Source organism: Sedimentibacter sp., assembly GCF_033447055.1.
In the GTDB taxonomy this organism is placed as follows: Bacteria; Bacillota; Clostridia; order Tissierellales; family Sedimentibacteraceae; genus Sedimentibacter.
Genome location: NZ_JAWQJF010000033.1, coordinates 17,743 through 34,664, shown reverse-complemented (window position 1 = coordinate 34,664; position 16,922 = coordinate 17,743). Strand labels below are relative to the sequence as shown.

At 36.3% G+C, this 16,922-nt stretch carries 13 protein-coding genes; all 13 read left to right on the top strand.

Translation table 11 applies throughout. The features are described from left to right. The first annotated feature begins 16 nt into the window (after nucleotides 1–16). Nucleotides 17–6,157 (top strand): SpvB/TcaC N-terminal domain-containing protein, encoded by a 6,141-nt coding sequence (locus SA378_RS02105; protein ID WP_318524338.1) that lies wholly within the window; start codon nucleotides 17–19, stop codon nucleotides 6,155–6,157. A 2-nt stretch (nucleotides 6,158–6,159) separates the two neighbouring features. Next, nucleotides 6,160–6,507, top strand: a complete 348-nt coding sequence (locus tag SA378_RS02100) for a hypothetical protein (RefSeq protein ID WP_318524337.1) — start codon at nucleotides 6,160–6,162, stop codon at nucleotides 6,505–6,507. A 641-nt stretch (nucleotides 6,508–7,148) separates the two neighbouring features. Beyond that, complete coding sequence (locus SA378_RS02095) at nucleotides 7,149–7,742, top strand: recombinase family protein (protein ID WP_318524336.1); 594 nt, start codon at nucleotides 7,149–7,151, stop codon at nucleotides 7,740–7,742. A 16-nt stretch (nucleotides 7,743–7,758) separates the two neighbouring features. Next, nucleotides 7,759–7,992 carry a hypothetical protein gene (locus SA378_RS02090; protein ID WP_318524335.1) on the top strand — a complete coding sequence of 78 codons (234 nt, stop codon included), beginning with the start codon at nucleotides 7,759–7,761 and terminating at the stop codon, nucleotides 7,990–7,992. Nucleotides 7,993–8,174: 182 nt separating this feature from the next. Continuing rightward, entirely contained in the window at nucleotides 8,175–8,357 is a 183-nt protein-coding gene (locus tag SA378_RS02085; protein ID WP_318524334.1) for a hypothetical protein, read from the top strand. Nucleotides 8,358–8,555: 198 nt separating this feature from the next. Then, entirely contained in the window at nucleotides 8,556–8,804 is a 249-nt protein-coding gene (locus SA378_RS02080; protein WP_318524333.1) for a hypothetical protein, read from the top strand. A gap of 7 nt (nucleotides 8,805–8,811) precedes the next feature. Then, nucleotides 8,812–9,045 (top strand): hypothetical protein, encoded by a 234-nt coding sequence (locus tag SA378_RS02075; protein ID WP_318524332.1) that lies wholly within the window; start codon nucleotides 8,812–8,814, stop codon nucleotides 9,043–9,045. 177 nt (nucleotides 9,046–9,222) lie between these two features. Continuing rightward, entirely contained in the window at nucleotides 9,223–9,567 is a 345-nt protein-coding gene (locus SA378_RS02070) for a hypothetical protein (RefSeq protein WP_318524331.1), read from the top strand. Nucleotides 9,568–10,151: 584 nt separating this feature from the next. Next, nucleotides 10,152–10,757, top strand: coding sequence for a BfmA/BtgA family mobilization protein (locus SA378_RS02065; protein WP_318524330.1), 606 nt, complete (start codon nucleotides 10,152–10,154; stop codon nucleotides 10,755–10,757). Then, nucleotides 10,757–11,761, top strand: coding sequence for a DUF5712 family protein (locus SA378_RS02060; protein WP_318524329.1), 1,005 nt, complete (start codon nucleotides 10,757–10,759; stop codon nucleotides 11,759–11,761). The genes SA378_RS02065 and SA378_RS02060 overlap by 1 nt, the downstream gene beginning before the upstream one ends. A 231-nt stretch (nucleotides 11,762–11,992) precedes the next feature. Continuing rightward, entirely contained in the window at nucleotides 11,993–13,405 is a 1,413-nt protein-coding gene (locus SA378_RS02055; protein ID WP_318524328.1) for a type IV secretory system conjugative DNA transfer family protein, read from the top strand. 566 nt (nucleotides 13,406–13,971) lie between these two features. Beyond that, complete coding sequence (locus tag SA378_RS02050; RefSeq protein ID WP_318524327.1) at nucleotides 13,972–14,247, top strand: hypothetical protein; 276 nt, start codon at nucleotides 13,972–13,974, stop codon at nucleotides 14,245–14,247. Between the two features lie 269 nt (nucleotides 14,248–14,516). Further along, on the top strand, nucleotides 14,517–16,922 hold the full coding sequence (locus tag SA378_RS02045) for a TraG family conjugative transposon ATPase (RefSeq protein WP_318524326.1): 2,406 nt from the start codon (nucleotides 14,517–14,519) through the stop codon (nucleotides 16,920–16,922).

The following is a 16,922-nucleotide window of genomic DNA, read 5'->3' as shown; positions in this document are numbered from 1 at the left end:
TCCCTCCAATAATACAGTGACTGTAACATGGACAACAGTGGGAACAGGGCATGTCAGGGTCAATTACACAAATTCCGATGGTTGTACAGCGGCAAGCCAAACAGACAAACCGGTTACTGTAAATCCTTCACCATCAATTTCGGACCAGCCTAATGATACAACAATAACATCAAATAATAGTGCCGCATTTTATATTACAGCAAGTGGTATTAATTTAAGCTACCAATGGCAATCTACTTACATAGGTTCTGGCATTTGGATAAATATTCCTGATGCGACTTCCAATAGTACAACTATTCCCAATGATTCAATTTTTAAACCAAAGAGTTACAGATGTTTTGTTAATTCCACCTGTGGATCAGTTACATCAAATGAGGCAAAAATAATAGTCAATACTAATTACCTTTCCGGAGGAGAAATACCTGATCTTAATAACCGTCCATTATCAGAAAGTATGAAAGTCGGTTCAACTGCCATATCTCCTTCAGTAAACACTATGGGAGCCGCCACATTAAATATACCGATTTTCACTTCTCCCGGAACTAATGGAATGACCCCATCCATATCATTGTTTTATAACAGTCAGTCTGGTAACGGTATTCTTGGCTATGGATGGCATTTTGGTGGATTATCTTCAATTACAAGGACTGGCAAAACAATGTACTATGATAATGAGGTAACCAGCATATCTTTTACAACAGCTGACAGATTTGTTCTGAACGGGGAGAGACTTATGCTATCTGAAGGTACATATGGAATAAATAACTCTGTTTACTTCCCAGAGAGCTCTCCATTCTCAAAGATTACCGCTTATGGATCAACAGGTAATGGTCCGACATATTTCTTAGAAGAAACAAAAGCAGGTGTAACAAATGAATATGGATATTCGAGTGACTCACGCCAGTTTGCAGGTAATGAAAGTACAACAGCATTTTCATGGTTACTAAATAAGGTATATGATGCAGATAGCAATTATATCAAATACAATTATTCTAACTTAAATGGAGAGTATTGGCTCAGAAGTATTGTTTATACAGGAAATACAGCTCAATCACTTACTCCATACGATTCTCTTTTATTCAATTACAGTATCAGAACAAGTGATGAGGTAAAAACTCGTATTGGAAGTGCGTACATTCCCAAAACAAAAATCCTTCAGAACATTATTGTTTACTGTGAAGGAGTGCAGGTTCATAAATATGAGTTTAATTATACTAATGGATTCTATTCTCAGTTGGTTGAAATAAAAGAATATGGTAAAACACAAACTGATACTTATAATCCTATTGTAATTAAATGGGGATCAAATGGAACATTTTCAGAGCAATATGAATCTCAGATAACTATGTATGATGAGATACAAGGTGTAGAAACCGGAGACTATAATGGTGATGGTGCCGATGAGGTAGCAATCTGGGGTAATAATAGCACTGATGCAGGATTGTCTCTCTACAGATTAAATTCCTATGGCTCGTTTGACAGAGTTTTTAACCGGACATTCCCATTGGATTATTTTTCACCGTTTTACAAGAAATTACCCTTCAATTCGGTTTCAGATATGAATGGAGATGGGATTGAAGATTTGATCTTTTCATCATCAGATTCTTTGTTGGTCTATATGGGAAGTACTTCGTCACAAACCCTCTTCACTGCAAAGACTGGCAGAAGCAGTGTCGGTTCTGAATATCTACCTGGTGATTTTAATGGGGATGGCATTGGGGAACTATTAACATCCAGTTACATAATCTCATTTGCTTCAAGCCAACAGTGGTCTGTGTCTTTACCAACAGGGTCTCAAAGACTATTAGTCGACTATGATGGCGACGGTAAAACAGATCTGTTGACTCTTACGTACTCGGGATATGTCTTGACTAAATTTACATACGATAAGTCAACCAACCAATATTCGGTATATAACCTATCCAGTTATTCAAGTACTCTGCTTAATTATACTAACAGGGAAAGAATATTCCAAGGCGATTTTAACGGAGACTTCCAGACAGATTTTATTGCCAAAGATGAATATGGCTGGCATATATTGGATTATAATGGGACACAGTACTCAACCAATACTGAGTATGCATTTAGTATGTTAAGTTCCTTTGATCCCTCTGTACCTGCTAACGGGCATGCTCTTTTTGTCCGGGATATCAATAATGATGGTAAATCAGATATGATCCAGATTACTAATCACTACAATGGTGGAAATATTGATGGGATCAATCTTGTTTATCACCTTAGCAAAGGATTTGATTTTAAAGTCGAGAATTATTTGAGATTAGGCTCTATGACATTAGTTAATCCGAGCGATTACACATTCGGTAATTTCTATGGAGATGGACAACTGGATTGCCTGTATTCTCTATTCAATATGTTTAAGCTCAAAAACAATGACCGGGTAAATTTGGTAGAATCAGTTCTAAACGGGATGAACCTTAGAACTAATTTCAACTATAAATATATTGTGGCTCCATCAAGCCAGGTAACAAGACCAACGTTGGACACTTTAGTATATGCTCCTTACAGAAACTTCGTGGTAGATTCCATTCAATCTGTAGCGAGTGATAACAGAACAAGAAGCATTGAATATTCATTTACAAACCCAATCCTGCACTTAGGAGGAAAGGGATTCCTTGGATTTGCAAATCAAACTACTTCCGACAAAGTAACCGGTATCACAGCCACTACTCGAATGGATGCAAATGAAAAATATTTATATTCTCTCCCTTTACAAGAGATTGTCAAGGATGGGGAGAATAACACCTTATCAGAAAAGTATTTTACCGGTAGCACCAAAACCTATCCTACAGGAAGCTATTTTGGATATATTTCAAAAATTATTTCCCAAAATATCCTTCACGGAGTATCAGATACCACGTTCTATTATTATGACTCCTATGGCAATGATACATTGACTGTTGCAAAACAAAATGGAGAATTGGTTACAATAACCAGAAATCAGTTTGTTCAAAAGAATACATGGTGTCCGGCAAGAGTATCTGAAACAAGTCAAACGAAGACTTCTGGTAGTCAGCCAAGTTATCAGACATCATCCTTATTCAGGTATGATAACCTTGGCCGGCTTAGCAGCACAAGTGTTTTTGCAAATCTTCAGGATTCACTTCATGTTGATGTGACCTATAACAATTATGGAAATATATCCTCGAAGAATACTAAGCTGGCTAATGGATCAAGGAGGTCCGAATCGTATTCTTATGATTCAAAACAGAGATATACTACCACCTTAACAAGAGGGACACTGAGTTTCTCTTACCTATATGATGCACCCACCGGCAAAATAACCAAGGAGACCGCTCCAAATAGCCTTGAGACAAACTACACCTATGATGGATTTGGAAGGCAAACCAAGAAATCAGTTTCTGAAAATCGATATATTTCGACATCTTACTTTTGGAGCATTGATTCCCCAACTGGTGCTATATATTACATTCAGCAAAACGATGCTGAATCCATAGGAAAGGCATGGTATGATAATCTTGGACAGGAGATAAAAACTCAAACAACCGGATTCAGTAGTGCCATTAATAAGGATCGGATATATTCAAAAAGAGGCTTGATTGTCCAGGAGAGTAAACCCTATTTCAGCACACCTGATCCTACGTGGAACACTTTTGCATATGATACCTTAGGCAGAATTGAATCATCCGTTGCTCATGGATCTACTTTGAATTATACTTACGGTAATAATAACATTACTTCTACCTTGCAGGTATCGGGAGGCAACAGAGCGGGTACTGTCTTATATAATGGATTAGGCCAGGTTTCCTCCACTACACGAAGCAACAAATCTCTTAGTTTTGAGTATGACAATAACGGCAAGCTGATTAATGCCAATCCGCCTGCTTCAGGCAGTACGGTTAGTTATGATTATGATTCACGGTCGATGCTTACACAGGAAAGCGATCCGGACAGGGGTAACTCTGATTATGAGTATAACTCGTTTGGAGAATTGATTGGATTTAAAACTGCGAATGGAGATAAGGATTCAATAATCTATGACCATATAGGCAGAGACTCCATAAGAGTACGGGATAATGGTCAGACAAGGTATTCCTATTACACTTCCGGAAATGGCAAAGGAAAGTTAAGTGAAATAAGCAGTCCTTCCGGATACAAGAAATACACATACAATATATATGGGAATGTTATCAGAGAATGTGACAGTATCTCAGCAGCAGAATATTTTACATATAGTTACGAATATAACGAAAACGGTAAATTATCGAAGATGACTTATCCTGGTGGATTTGCTGTAAAGTATGAATATAACAATAATGGTTATCTTGAGTATATTAAGAAGGCAGATGACAACAGCATCATTTGGAAGTGTATATCTGCTGATGCAAATAGTAATGTTACAGAGTATCAATTATCACCAGGGAATATCACTTTAAACAAATCCTTTGATAGTAATGGGTATCTGACGGAGATAAAAACTGCCTATGGATCAACACCAAAACAACTTCTTAAATATTCATTTGATCCAGCAACCGGAGATCTTTCAATGAGAAAAGACAGTTTAAGAGGTATTACTGAAAACTTTGGGTATGATCTTTTTGATCAGTTGAAATGGTCAAAGGTAACCGGACTGGATTCTTTGAAGATGGATTATGATGATATAGGCAATATTATCTCCAAGTCTGATGTAGGGGATTATTATTATAACTCAACCAGGATACATGCAGTTGATAGTATAAGCGGAGGCCAGTATCCTGGAAGACAAAACATAGAATATAACTTCTTTAACAAACCGGTTTATATAGCTGATGCTGAAGATTCATTGAATTACACATATAGTGTACTTGATAACAGGATAAAGGCTACTTTGTACGGAACATGGGGGTTAGTAAGAACTACCTGGTATGCCGGTTTATATGAAAAGACTTTGGAAAACAGTATTACGAAGCATTATTACTACATCAACGGTCCCGATGGGCCAATAGCCCTTGCAATACAAACAGGCGGAGGCACTCCGGTTATTTATTACTTTTGTAAAGATCATTTGGGTTCAATTACCGGCATTATGGAATCAGACGGAGACCTTGTGGAGGAATACAACTACGATGCATGGGGACGCAGGAGGAATCCTTCTGACTGGTCTTATTCAAATGTCCCGGCTGTTACTTATACCCAACATGGTTTTACTGGACATGAACACCTGGATATGTTCAACCTGATAAATATGAATGGGAGAGTATATGATTCGGAGATAGCGAGATTTATAAGTCCTGATCCGATAATTCAGGATCCTTATAATATTATTAGTTATAATAGGTACACTTATTGCCTGAATAACCCGCTGAAATATACTGATCCCAGTGGATATAGTTCACGAAGATTGTGGGAGGAAGAACAATTGAGAATGGAAGCTTATGGACAGGGGGCACAATTTTTAGGGAGCTATCCTAATGGATGGAAATCATATCAAGAAAAAAGTTCATATAGTTTAAGCTATGTTATTCAATCTATGCTTGACTCAAATTACGGTGGTACATGGTCTCAAAGTAATGGTACAAGTTATTTTGGGAATGATGATGAAACATTTATTATGGGTTCCTATATAATTGATAGATACAATTATTGGAATACTACCTTAGCAGGAAGTTTTAATGTAGCATTAAATAATTATGCTAGTATTAGTCAAAGGAATCAAAATAGTACAATAGATTTCTTGTCACCACAGAATTTTACAGCATCTTTAAATGGTGTTGGTAGCATACAAACTGAAACTAGCAATGTTTGGGGGAAAATGTATATTATATCAAATACTAAGGGTGAAGCAAATTCAATGGATGGTCACGCTTGGATTCGTCTAGAAAGTATTAAGAGTAATTTTGTAACAACCATGTCATTGTGGGGTAATAGGGGAGAACAGGAATTTTGGACAGGCCTCGAAACAAATTATGGTTATGGTGAAGTATCTAAGTCCAGACTAATAAATACAACACAATTTAATATGGTAATTCAATTTAACTCAATTCTTAGTAATGTGAATTGGACTCCCTGGAATACTTGTGCAGGTTATTCCACAAACCTTTGGAATTATGTAACTGGTGATAATTTGTCTTCTCGTGATTGGTTCGGGTTTACTACTCCAAGAAGATTATCAAGATCTATTCAAAAAAATCCATATTAATTATGAAAATAATAGTATTTGCTATGATGATATTATTAGGACATAGCTGTCAAAAAGAAGCAAATGAGAACTTTTTGGTTATTTGCAGAGGCTCAAAAAAAATAATCATTATTGATTATCTTGATTCAAGAAGGGGAATATCCCAAGTCACACAGAGTATATTGAATGATACTTTATATTTGAAAGTATTTGTTTCAACTAAGGTTCCTCAAAAGGGATATGAAATCCAACTTGATTCAAATGTCAGATGCATCTCTATAGGGGATAAATTTTTTCAATTAAACCAGATCAAAGAATGTACAAAGACTAGATCTGGGAAGGATGCATTAGAAGAATTGAAGAAACATTAGGGAATCTATGTTATGTTTTCAATAGGTTGAACTTTTCTCCATCAAATCTGATGCGAAATGAGTAATTCAGATTAAACAACGAGGTGAATAATCCAAGGCAAGAAGTTCTTTGAGATGCTTGATGATGCAGTCAGGGGGTATCATAATGCAATGATTGACTCTGTTGCCTTCATAGGGGAGGTATTGATCCCGATGGCAAAGGAGATAAGTGATGCTAACGGGTGAGAAGAAAAAATGAACGTTGACTTCAGGGAACTTGTCTTTTATTATACCCTGGAGATAAATAACAGTGTAGTTGCTGTCTTAACCCCCTATAAGTTGGACAGATTTATTAAAAGAATCTAGTGCTTCTTGTTTTAGTGTTTTGGTTATTTTCATTCATCACTCGACTTAGGTTCAATAATAGGAGTTATGGAATCAGACGGTGACATTGTTGAAGATTATTAAAAATTTTCAATCTTCATTATTTATAGAAAAATTCAACTTTATGGCTGTTTTCTTGATAAAACAGTAAGTATTATTAAACGACCGTATGATGAAACTTTCTAAAATCATAAAAAAATAGAACAATAAAGTTCGATTAACGCTTTTTATTAATCTAAGTTCTATTTATCTTTGTTTTCGCATTTAATAGAACTATTATGATTTTTGGCTACGCAAGAGTTTCCACAAAGGAACAGAATTTGAATTTGCAGACCGATGCGCTTAAAAAAGCTGGATGTGAAAAGATTTTCCAGGAGAAAGTATCCGGGAGATCTACAAATCGGCCAGAGCTTTTAAAACTCCTGGAACAAATAAGAACCGGTGACACATTAATAGCTTTTAGCGTGGACCGCCTGGGGAGAACCACCCGGGAGCTGGTAATCCTTTTAAATGACTTTAAAGAAAAGGGAATAACATTTAAAAGCTTGACAGAAGGAATTTTTGACACGTCAAGCCCGATGGGAGAGGCTATCTTCCAAATTATAGCCATCCTGAAGGCGATGGAAGTAAATGTTCTCCGGGAGAGAACAATAAAAGGACTTGAAGCAGCCAGGGCCAGAGGATTAAATGGTGGCAGACCGGAAGGATCTTACAACAAGAAAAAAGCCTCTGCAGTTGTTACGCTTTATAAAAAAAAAGAAACCATTAACTTTATCGAGGAAACGCAAAATATTAGCAGGTCAACTATTTACAGGTACCTTAGAAAAGAGGGAGTAGAGATTAAGGGATTCAAAAAAACAATAAAAAGTTAGTTAAAAAACAAAATTCATGAATAAAGACAAATTTGGATTTGAAAAATTAGATATTTCAAATATGGAAGAAGTGGCGCGTTTTGATGAAAATCCTGAGCTATATCCTGAAAATGATAGAATTCAAATGTTAAGAAGTCTTCCAGACCTGGTTAAGGACATTATAGAGAATATTAAAAAAGAAGAAAGAAGTGAAAAATTACTTCCGGTGTTTAATACCATTGTGAAAATATTCGCTTCTTTCTCCAAATAACAATTCGAAAAGGTAAATCTGTATGCTGATAATAAATCTCTAAGATCATGAAAAAACCTGTTCTTGTACACATATTTTACTCACATCCCTACCTGGACACAAAACATCCGACACATTTTGCATTTGAGATTAAAACAAAACTATTAGTTGAAAACGTTCCTTATGTTGGGGATTCATTTAATATGGAAGGACTATTTTCCAAAAGTGAAATAGAAAAAGAATGCAGGATTTGTAACCCGGATTTTAATGGCGCCATTGATCTTGTACAGGTAAAAGACAGATTGATAAAATATAATAATTCCGAAATTGATAGCATAGGACTCTGTGTAACAGAACATGCTACATCAGCTTTTAGGGAAGAATAAATATGACGGCAAATTTACATAATGATCAGGCCGGCTAGGTCCGGATCAGAAGCTCCCTGGCACTCTTTTTGACGGCATTTATTCCCTGCAGCTTCAGTTCCGGAAGATCCTCGATACTAAATTATGACGGCAATGGAAGATAGAAAGAAATTTACTTATCGCTATGACGATGAGACAGAAAAGCTCCTGGTGGCAGGAATGAAGAAGTTTAAACTCACATCACTGAATAAGTTAATTGATAAACTTATTGTTGATGCCCTGGTACATGACCCGCAGCGTATAGAAGAAATAACAAATGCGTGTAAGGATATGAATAATGATTTTTTTGAATGCCAGAAGGAGAAGAAACAGATAGAGATCCAATTAAACAAGCTGAAAGAGGTTCTTAAAAGAGACATTGAAAATAAAGAGATAATAAACAAGCTAATTCAAGAACCACCAAAATAGTTTAATTATGGCACCAAGAGCAAAATGTCCAAAATGTGGAGAAGTAAGAATCGATAAGGGAACTTTAAGAAAATCGACTTCGGGAACAGAAATAATTTGGCTCGCAGATTGTCCGATATGTGGGCAAACAATAAATTCAAAAAACGAGAAACTTTATCCCATCCCGGAGGAAGATAGTTTCACCCCGCCTGATGATGATTCGGCAGAAGTAAAATATAAAACCAAGGGGGAAAAATCTTAACTTTAGTTCATGAAAAGGAATTTATTAATCTTAACGTTTTTGCTTTTTTCAATTACCCAGGCTAATTGTCAAAAAGTTAAAAATATCAGGATCACCGAACCGGAGTTTTCCGGGACCGCAGTTTTCATAAATGACACTATCGGTAATGGAATTTTACTGGAACAACAAACAGCAACAATGGGGAAAGTTAAATTGCGTTCAAAGGAGACATCATTAGAAGTTAATTATTGCTGTTCAATCGTTTTTGCTGACACAATTAATTCGCAATTTATTGTCCGGGTTCCAAATAATTCAATTAACCCATATGACGTGATTAGTATTATTAAAATGAATATAGAAGACACCAAAAGAACCTGGAAAATTTCAAACCCCGAAACTGTAAAATTTGAAGCAAAGAAATACGGAACCAGTTCATATATAATTTCTGTACCAAAATTTGCTTTTGGACAATATGGGATTTATTTCAACAACACTTATACCATTAATCTATTTGGAGTGAAGCTTATAAAGGAAAACTTTTAAGTGGTAAAACTAAGTTCAATTTTTATTGCAGAGATCTTCGAAAGAGGTCTCTTTTTTTATTTCATTTTTGCCAGGTTTCATTGAGCAAAAAAAACTAAGAAAATTCATTAAACAAACTTGCAAAGCACCTTATGTTTTTTGTCTTTTAAGACCTGTAGTTATTTTATATATTGTTTTTATTTAATATATATTGTTTTTATTTTAATATTTGGGCATTTCACGGGAGATGGTGTTTGCTTTGCTAACGTCTTTAATTATTTCCGTGATCGTTTTGTTTCAGGCTACATTATATTTCGGAAGCCATGAAGTAGAAAAAACTTCTTCGTGTTCTAAACCCTTCACAGCACTAATGCGAGTAGTAAAGAAAAACCAGTAGAACCATTTTTTACGTTGTGCAATAATGTTTCCGAAGGAAAGCAAGATGGAATCAGGCTAACCTGATTCTGCTATCAGGATTCACCTGATATTCAAATATATATAAATTAGTGATAGTTATTATTAATAAATAATATAACTATTTGTGATTTTATATCAAAGAATATTAATACTTTAGCATTTGAAAATAACTATAAAATAACTATTATATGGCAAAATATGAAACTTTAAACTCCAATAGTGATACAAAAATAACTATTGCCAGGTTAGCTAAAAAGTTTGACATGAGCCTTGTTGATTTCTTAGATGCAATGGCAAAATACTTTGAAGTTACCGGAGTAAATCCAAAGGATCAGGTAATACTTTCCCCAGCAGAAGAGCTCAAGAAATTCAGGGAGACAATAGTATCGTTCATGCGAAAACAAGAGAATGATTTTATAAAACCCACGTTCGGGAAAATGGACACCTTGATTGCAAGGTTCATAAAATACATAGAAGAAGAAGCTCCAAAAAACGCAGATGTGGCAGTTCAAAATAAGATGAAATCGTTAGCTCTTTCGGGCGAAATAATCAAAGAAGAAAAGAAAGGATCTGCAGAGAGTGAAGCTGTAAAAATTGATGTAAACACGGATCAGTATAAGGCAATCCAGGAGAAGTGTAATAAGCTTGAATTGAAGTTAAAAACAACCAAAGAATATCTGGAAAATATCCTTTCCCACACGGAAAATAAATATACAGGGATGGAAAGAAAACCAGTTATTGATCTTCCGATGGGAGACATAAACGAGTACAAAAAATACTTAAAAACACTTTAATGTACGTTAAGATTCATTCATCAAAAAAGGATAATAACAGGGGTAGCTGCAGGGACCTTATTAATTATTTGGAGAAAGAAAATCTGGAAAAGGACACTTTAAGCCAGGCGAAGTTTTTCGACCAAAACAGCAGTGACGTTTCTTACTGCCTAGCTCAAAGTTCTATTGATAACAACAAAGGAAAACTTGGCAAAGACGAAACCAAATTTTACATGATTTCTATTAATCCAAGCAAGGACGAATTAAGGCACATTGGAATAAAAGCATCCGGGAGAGATATAAAAAACACATCACAACTTACCGCCATCGAGCTGAAACGTTACGAGGACGCCTTGAAGGATTATACCCGGAAAGTTATGGATGATTACGCTAAAAACTTCAACCGGGGATTAACAGGAGAAAGCCTGGTCTACTTTGGAAAGGTCGAACACACCCGGTATTATGGAAGAGACTCAGCGCAGGTGAAAGAGGGACTATATAAAGCCGGAGACAAGAAGGAGGGACTGCAAACACACGTTCATGTTGTAGTCTCAAGAATGGACGAGTCGAAGAAGATCCGTTTAAGCCCGATGGCAAATGCCAAAAACTCCAAGAATATAATTAACGGCAAAGAGGTACAGATCGGCTTTGACCGGATGAAATTTGTTCAGAGCTGTGAAAAGAGCTTTGATACAAATTTTGATTACAAACGCTCGCAGCAACATAAGTTTTCTCATTATCACACGATGAAGAACCAAATGAGAAATATGGCAAAGAGTGTTGTCATGAGTATAGCAAGAGACGTGCCGGTAGTAAAAGAATATAATAAAGCTTCCCAGGTTGTAAATACTGCAGTGAAGCTGGTTAATGCGAAAGATCCTCTTGATGCTCTTTCTGCAGTTTTTAAACAAACCCCCGGGGCAAAAGAATGTATTAAGGCAATTAATTACGCCTATAACCCGTCAAAAATTGCTCTGGATGTCGCAAAAAAGGTTTTGACAACGGCCCTGAACACAGGTCTTTAAATATTAAACATGGAACATATAATTAACTATTTTAACCAGCTTTCCCTAATTTCAAAGCTCATTTTGGGAGTAGTTGTTTTAGTTGTTTCGTTGTTGCAATACACAGCGCTTTCATTTAAGCTTAAGTATTACTATAAGATTATTTTTTTTGTAATCATTCATGGACTGGTTTATTTGTTTTTTACTTTGCTTTATAGTTATAGCCTGCTATTACATGGTGGCATATTTGTTTTGGCCGGTCTTGTTTCTATTATCTTTCTTTTAGTGACCAATACAGGGCTAACAAGTAAAACAGGTAAAATTGACCCTATTTGGAGCGTTAAATTCCCTATAAGAAATTCATCACCCCTTATCATGCAGAACATAAAAAGGGGTATCGCAATTTTTGGAAGTGCCGGAAGCGGGAAAACAGAAAGCGGCTTTGTGCCAATTCTTAAACACGCCGGGGAAAGAAACATTCCCTGTCTTTGCTATGATTATAAAAATGGAGAGATAACAGAAATTGCGCACTTCTTTTTTCAGGATTCAAGTGTAAAACAGGCAACTATTATACCACACTCTCCAATGTATTCGGACCGGGTAAACCCTTTTTTGCCTAAGTACATTCCAACGGAGCAACACCTGAGGCAACAAACAAAGCTGATCTTTGCAAACCTTAAGAAGGTTGACAACGTGAAGGAATCAGGAAGCAGTTTCTTTGACAAGATTCCAGAGCCGACACTTGCAGCTGTTATTTGGAGGCTTAAGGTAGATTACCCTGAAATGTGTACTCTCCCTCATGCGGTTGCCTTGTGCCTGGTGAAAACGCCAACAGAGATAGTTGAATTTATCTCAAAAAACCCATATTCAAGAGCGATAGGATCTCCGCTGGTTGATTCACTGATATCTGAAAACCAGGTAGCGGGTGTTAAAGCTTCACTTTCGCTACCCTTAACAGATCTTGCGCTTCCAACAATCTTTTGGGTAATGAGTGCAAATGACGTTGATTTGGATATAAACAACCCGGAGAACCCAACATTATTAAGCATCGTTAATGATCCAAGGCTTGAAAGGATAAACGCCCCCTTTATCTCTGTTATAATAAGCACGGCAATAAACAGTATGCAGATCAGGAACCGGCCAGCGAGTTTTCTTTTATTTGATGAAGGGACGACTTTTTACATTGATGGGATTTCCAAGATACCGGCAACGATGCGAAGCTATAATATCGCTACCGTGTTTTCAACACAGGACCGGGCACTGGCAAAAGAAAATTACGGTGATGTTATAACAAGCTCCCTGCTTGCCAACCTGTCATATCAAATGATAGGCAAGGCCAATGATCCGGACAGCGTTAAATATTACAAGAACATAAGCGAGGAAATAGAGAAAAAGACTGTGTCAAAATCTTATACCGATTCTGTTATGGGGGGAGATACAAGAATGTCAGAAGGAACAAGGGAAACATCAAAATATAAAAATCAGGATTTCACAGGATTAAAGCAAGGACAGTTTTTTGTTTTCTCTGATGGGAAGGATAAGCTCTATAATTTTGATTTGTTCCCTTTTAAGCGCATGGAATTAAAGGTAAAACACCATATAACTGAAAAGGATCTGAATGACAATTTTAACCACATAATGGAAGATGTAAAAAATATAACCTAAAATTGAAAAACCCCTTTAATTTTAGGCTTAAGATTTACTTACTTACAAAAGCCGGGCATATTTAACAAAGTTTTTCCATTCAGCATGTTCCCGACAGTTTTTCAATTAAGGTATATTATAGATTATACCTATATATTTATATATAATACCCCAAATACTATTAAGGATGGTCGACTATTTTATAGAAAATAAGTATTATCTATAAAATAATTATCTGAAATCGGTTACACTTGATAATTAAAGGAGGATCATAGTTACAGGTGGATTATATGATATAATTGTAAAAACCGGACACATTGATCCCCTTTAGCCGGAGAGAATATCCTAATCATATATTGCTAAACAATAATTAATTGACTCTGCCAGTCGGTAGTCAAAATGAACCGGCTAAAAATGGTCCGGGAAGCTGGTATTCCCAGACTAAAGGTCTTGAAAGTCAGAAGTTTGAATAATATTAACAATTTGTCAATAACTAATTTTCAGTTTTTACACGCATTCCTTAAACTGCTTAACAATACTACATATATTTAGCACGCAATATTAATTCTAAACCAAATAAAATACTTATGAAAAAGACAATCTCTTTATTGGCGCTGCTTTTGTTTTTCTCTATCGAGATGCAGGCACAAATCACGAATGTTCTTAATAACTTTTACTCTGTTTGGGTAAAACCAGCAATCCCCATAGTTGCTGGCCTTGTGTTAATCGTTGGTGCGCTTGCAAATATGGGCAAGGTTCTTGGCGAATCACGGGATTATAAAGGATTTGCCCAGGGCATAGTTCTTTACTTGGCCGTGTATTTATGCGTGGTTGCAATAGTTTCCTATATCATGGCAGGATAATGAAATCGTATAGGGTATACAAAAATTTAAACAAGCAACCATATATCCTGGGACTACGATTGCCCCTGTTTTACTTGTTTATTCTTTTTGTCATTATCCTTATTTTCTTGCTTTCAGCAGGGATAACGCTTTTAAAGCTCGTGGTTTTTACTGTCATTTTAAGCGTGGGATATCTTGTCTTGAAAGAACTTAATTCAGGCGCTTTCCTGAGTTCAATAACAAATGATAAGTTCCCGGGCACCATCATAAACGATAATTATAAATAGAAGATGGAAATAAATCTGAGCGAGAACCCATCGGTACTGTTTAGGGATGGACACAGGTGTTATACAAATAATGGGAGCGTTATTTTTGGTTTTCACGTTACTCTTAGAGAGATATATTCAAACTCTGAAAAGGATTTTGATACTATTCATGATATCTGGTATAACGCCCTTAGAGATTTTGAGGAAGGGGCCATAATTCATAAATGCGATTTATATCTCAAGAAGAAATTTGACTCAGCTACGATGCCTTCAAAAACGTTCCTCCAGAGAGCAACGAAAGAGCATTTTCAGGGCAGGGAGTATAACGACCACAATTCTTTTGTGTTCTTTGTTTTTAATGAAGGTGGTAAAACAATAAATGACGGTTTTAAGAATCCTTTCAAGAAGCCCATTAAAACAGTTGAATACCTAAAAGAGTACGAAAGACAGAAGAAATTTGAAGTAACCGTTGAGCGCTGCTATGATTATATAAATAACTCCCGCTACCTTACACTTGAACCTGTTACCGAGGAGCTGTACAAATATTTGGAGTTTGGTTATTTTAACTCATTCTACGAGGACCGGTACACCGAGATAGATGTAGATAAAATGAAGGTTGGCAATAAGTTCATAGGACTTTTTGCCGTCAACCAGGTTAAACAGCTGGGGGAAACACTTAAGACCTGTAGTTATGATCAAAAAATGAGTGCCGGAGATTTTGTTTATCACACAGGCTTTGCAGACAATTTTGGTTTAAACCTTCCCTTCGATCACATCTATAATCAAATTATATACATACGAAACCATAAGCAGGAAAAAGGGAAGCTTGAGGACCAAAGAACAATGCTTTACGGAGCAAGAAAATTCAAAAAGGAATATGAAACCGATGCAGAAAAGCTGGGTGATTACCTTGAGACAATTACCAAGGATGAAAAAATTATCCTTTCCGGTTGTCATTTTAATGTGGTTTTTTATGCAGAGAACGAGGCAGATTTCCGCTCCTTTGAACAAATGGTGGCCAATGAGTTTAAAAACCTCGATATAACGCCTTACGCACCCATAGGAGCAAATAAGAAGAACCTTTTCTTTAATTCCTTCTTTGCCAATGTAGCCAACATTGACAAATCGAATATAATAATCCCAATAGATTTACAGCAGAGCCTTTGTTTCTTCACGAATGTTACAAATTACAAAAACGATGAAAAGGGGATTTACTTTAATGACCGGGTATATAATATTCCTGTTAAAAAAGATGTCTGGGACGAAGACCGAAAGAGAATTAAAGCCCGTAATTTCTTTATTATTGCTCCAACAGGTGAAGGCAAATCAGTCCTGGCAAACCATATCTTCCGGCAGTTCTATGAAAATGATATCCGGATCGTTATCATTGATCTTGGAGACAGTTACCGGAAACTTTCCCTTTTATACCCTCATGATACGGTTTATATCAAGTACCAGGATGGCGTAGGTATTGGCCTAAATCCATTTTTTGTTGAAACCGATGAAGCCATTTCAGCTACAAAAATTAATGAGCTTTCGACTTTCGTTTTCAAGCTATGGAAGAGGGACCGGCTCCCGGAAGAGGACGAAGCAGTTAGCCTTCGGAAGGTCATAACTCTGTATTATAAATCTATAGAAAAGGATCATAGTTTTCCCCAGTTCTTCGAGTTCATCGACAATAACAAAGAGGATATAATGAAAGTCCTGGATCTTAATCCAAAATTCTTTGATATAGAGGACTTTCTGCATATTACCTCAGAGTTTATCGGTAAGGGGATCTACTCATTTCTTTTTGAAGCAAAAACAGACGCCAGTTACAAGATCGAGGGAAAGAAATTCATCGTTTTTGAACTTGATGAGATTAAAGATAATCAAGTACTGCTGACCATCATGCTGCACATGATCAGTGAGGCAGTTCAGAAAGTTGTCTGGAAAGACAGAAGCACCAAGGGAGTGATCTTCTTTGATGAATTCGCAAAAATGTTAAAATTTCCATCTGTGCTTTCATCTGCAGAGTACTTCTACCAGGCAGCCAGAAAACAGGAGGCGGCTATTGGCATAGTGCTTCAATCTCCAAGCCAGCTTCCGAAAAACGATGCTTCAAATGCAATGATCGATAACACACAGGTAATGTACATCATGCAAAACGAGAAAGGCTACAAGGAGATTATTGAACGCCTTTCTCTCAAGGAGCACGATGAGAACCAGCTTGGATCGATCAAATACAACTTCACCGGAAAAATAAAATATTCAGAATTTTTACTCAAGATAGGAGCAGAGAGTAATATCATGCGTCTTGAACTTGCTAAAAAAGTTCTACTGGCATTTCAAACTGAAGGGAAGGAGTACACAGAGGTCATGGAACTTTATAATGAAACCGGAGATATGGAGAGTGCAATAGAGAAGTACAGCAAAATTAAAAATATCTAA

Excerpts from the sequence above, each read along its gene's own strand:
- SA378_RS02100 (WP_318524337.1), top strand. The coding sequence starts at position 6,160 with ATGAAAATAATAGTATTTGCTATGATGATATTATTAGGACATAGCTGT.
- SA378_RS02095 (WP_318524336.1), top strand. The coding sequence starts at position 7,149 with ATGATTTTTGGCTACGCAAGAGTTTCCACAAAGGAACAGAATTTGAAT.
- SA378_RS02090 (WP_318524335.1), top strand. The coding sequence starts at position 7,759 with ATGAATAAAGACAAATTTGGATTTGAAAAATTAGATATTTCAAATATG.
- SA378_RS02085 (WP_318524334.1), top strand. The coding sequence starts at position 8,175 with ATGGAAGGACTATTTTCCAAAAGTGAAATAGAAAAAGAATGCAGGATT.
- SA378_RS02080 (WP_318524333.1), top strand. The coding sequence starts at position 8,556 with ATGAAGAAGTTTAAACTCACATCACTGAATAAGTTAATTGATAAACTT.
- SA378_RS02075 (WP_318524332.1), top strand. The coding sequence starts at position 8,812 with ATGGCACCAAGAGCAAAATGTCCAAAATGTGGAGAAGTAAGAATCGAT.
- SA378_RS02070 (WP_318524331.1), top strand. The coding sequence starts at position 9,223 with ATGGGGAAAGTTAAATTGCGTTCAAAGGAGACATCATTAGAAGTTAAT.
- SA378_RS02065 (WP_318524330.1), top strand. The coding sequence starts at position 10,152 with ATGGCAAAATATGAAACTTTAAACTCCAATAGTGATACAAAAATAACT.
- SA378_RS02060 (WP_318524329.1), top strand. The coding sequence starts at position 10,757 with ATGTACGTTAAGATTCATTCATCAAAAAAGGATAATAACAGGGGTAGC.
- SA378_RS02050 (WP_318524327.1), top strand. The coding sequence starts at position 13,972 with ATGAAAAAGACAATCTCTTTATTGGCGCTGCTTTTGTTTTTCTCTATC.
- SA378_RS02045 (WP_318524326.1), top strand. The coding sequence starts at position 14,517 with ATGGAAATAAATCTGAGCGAGAACCCATCGGTACTGTTTAGGGATGGA.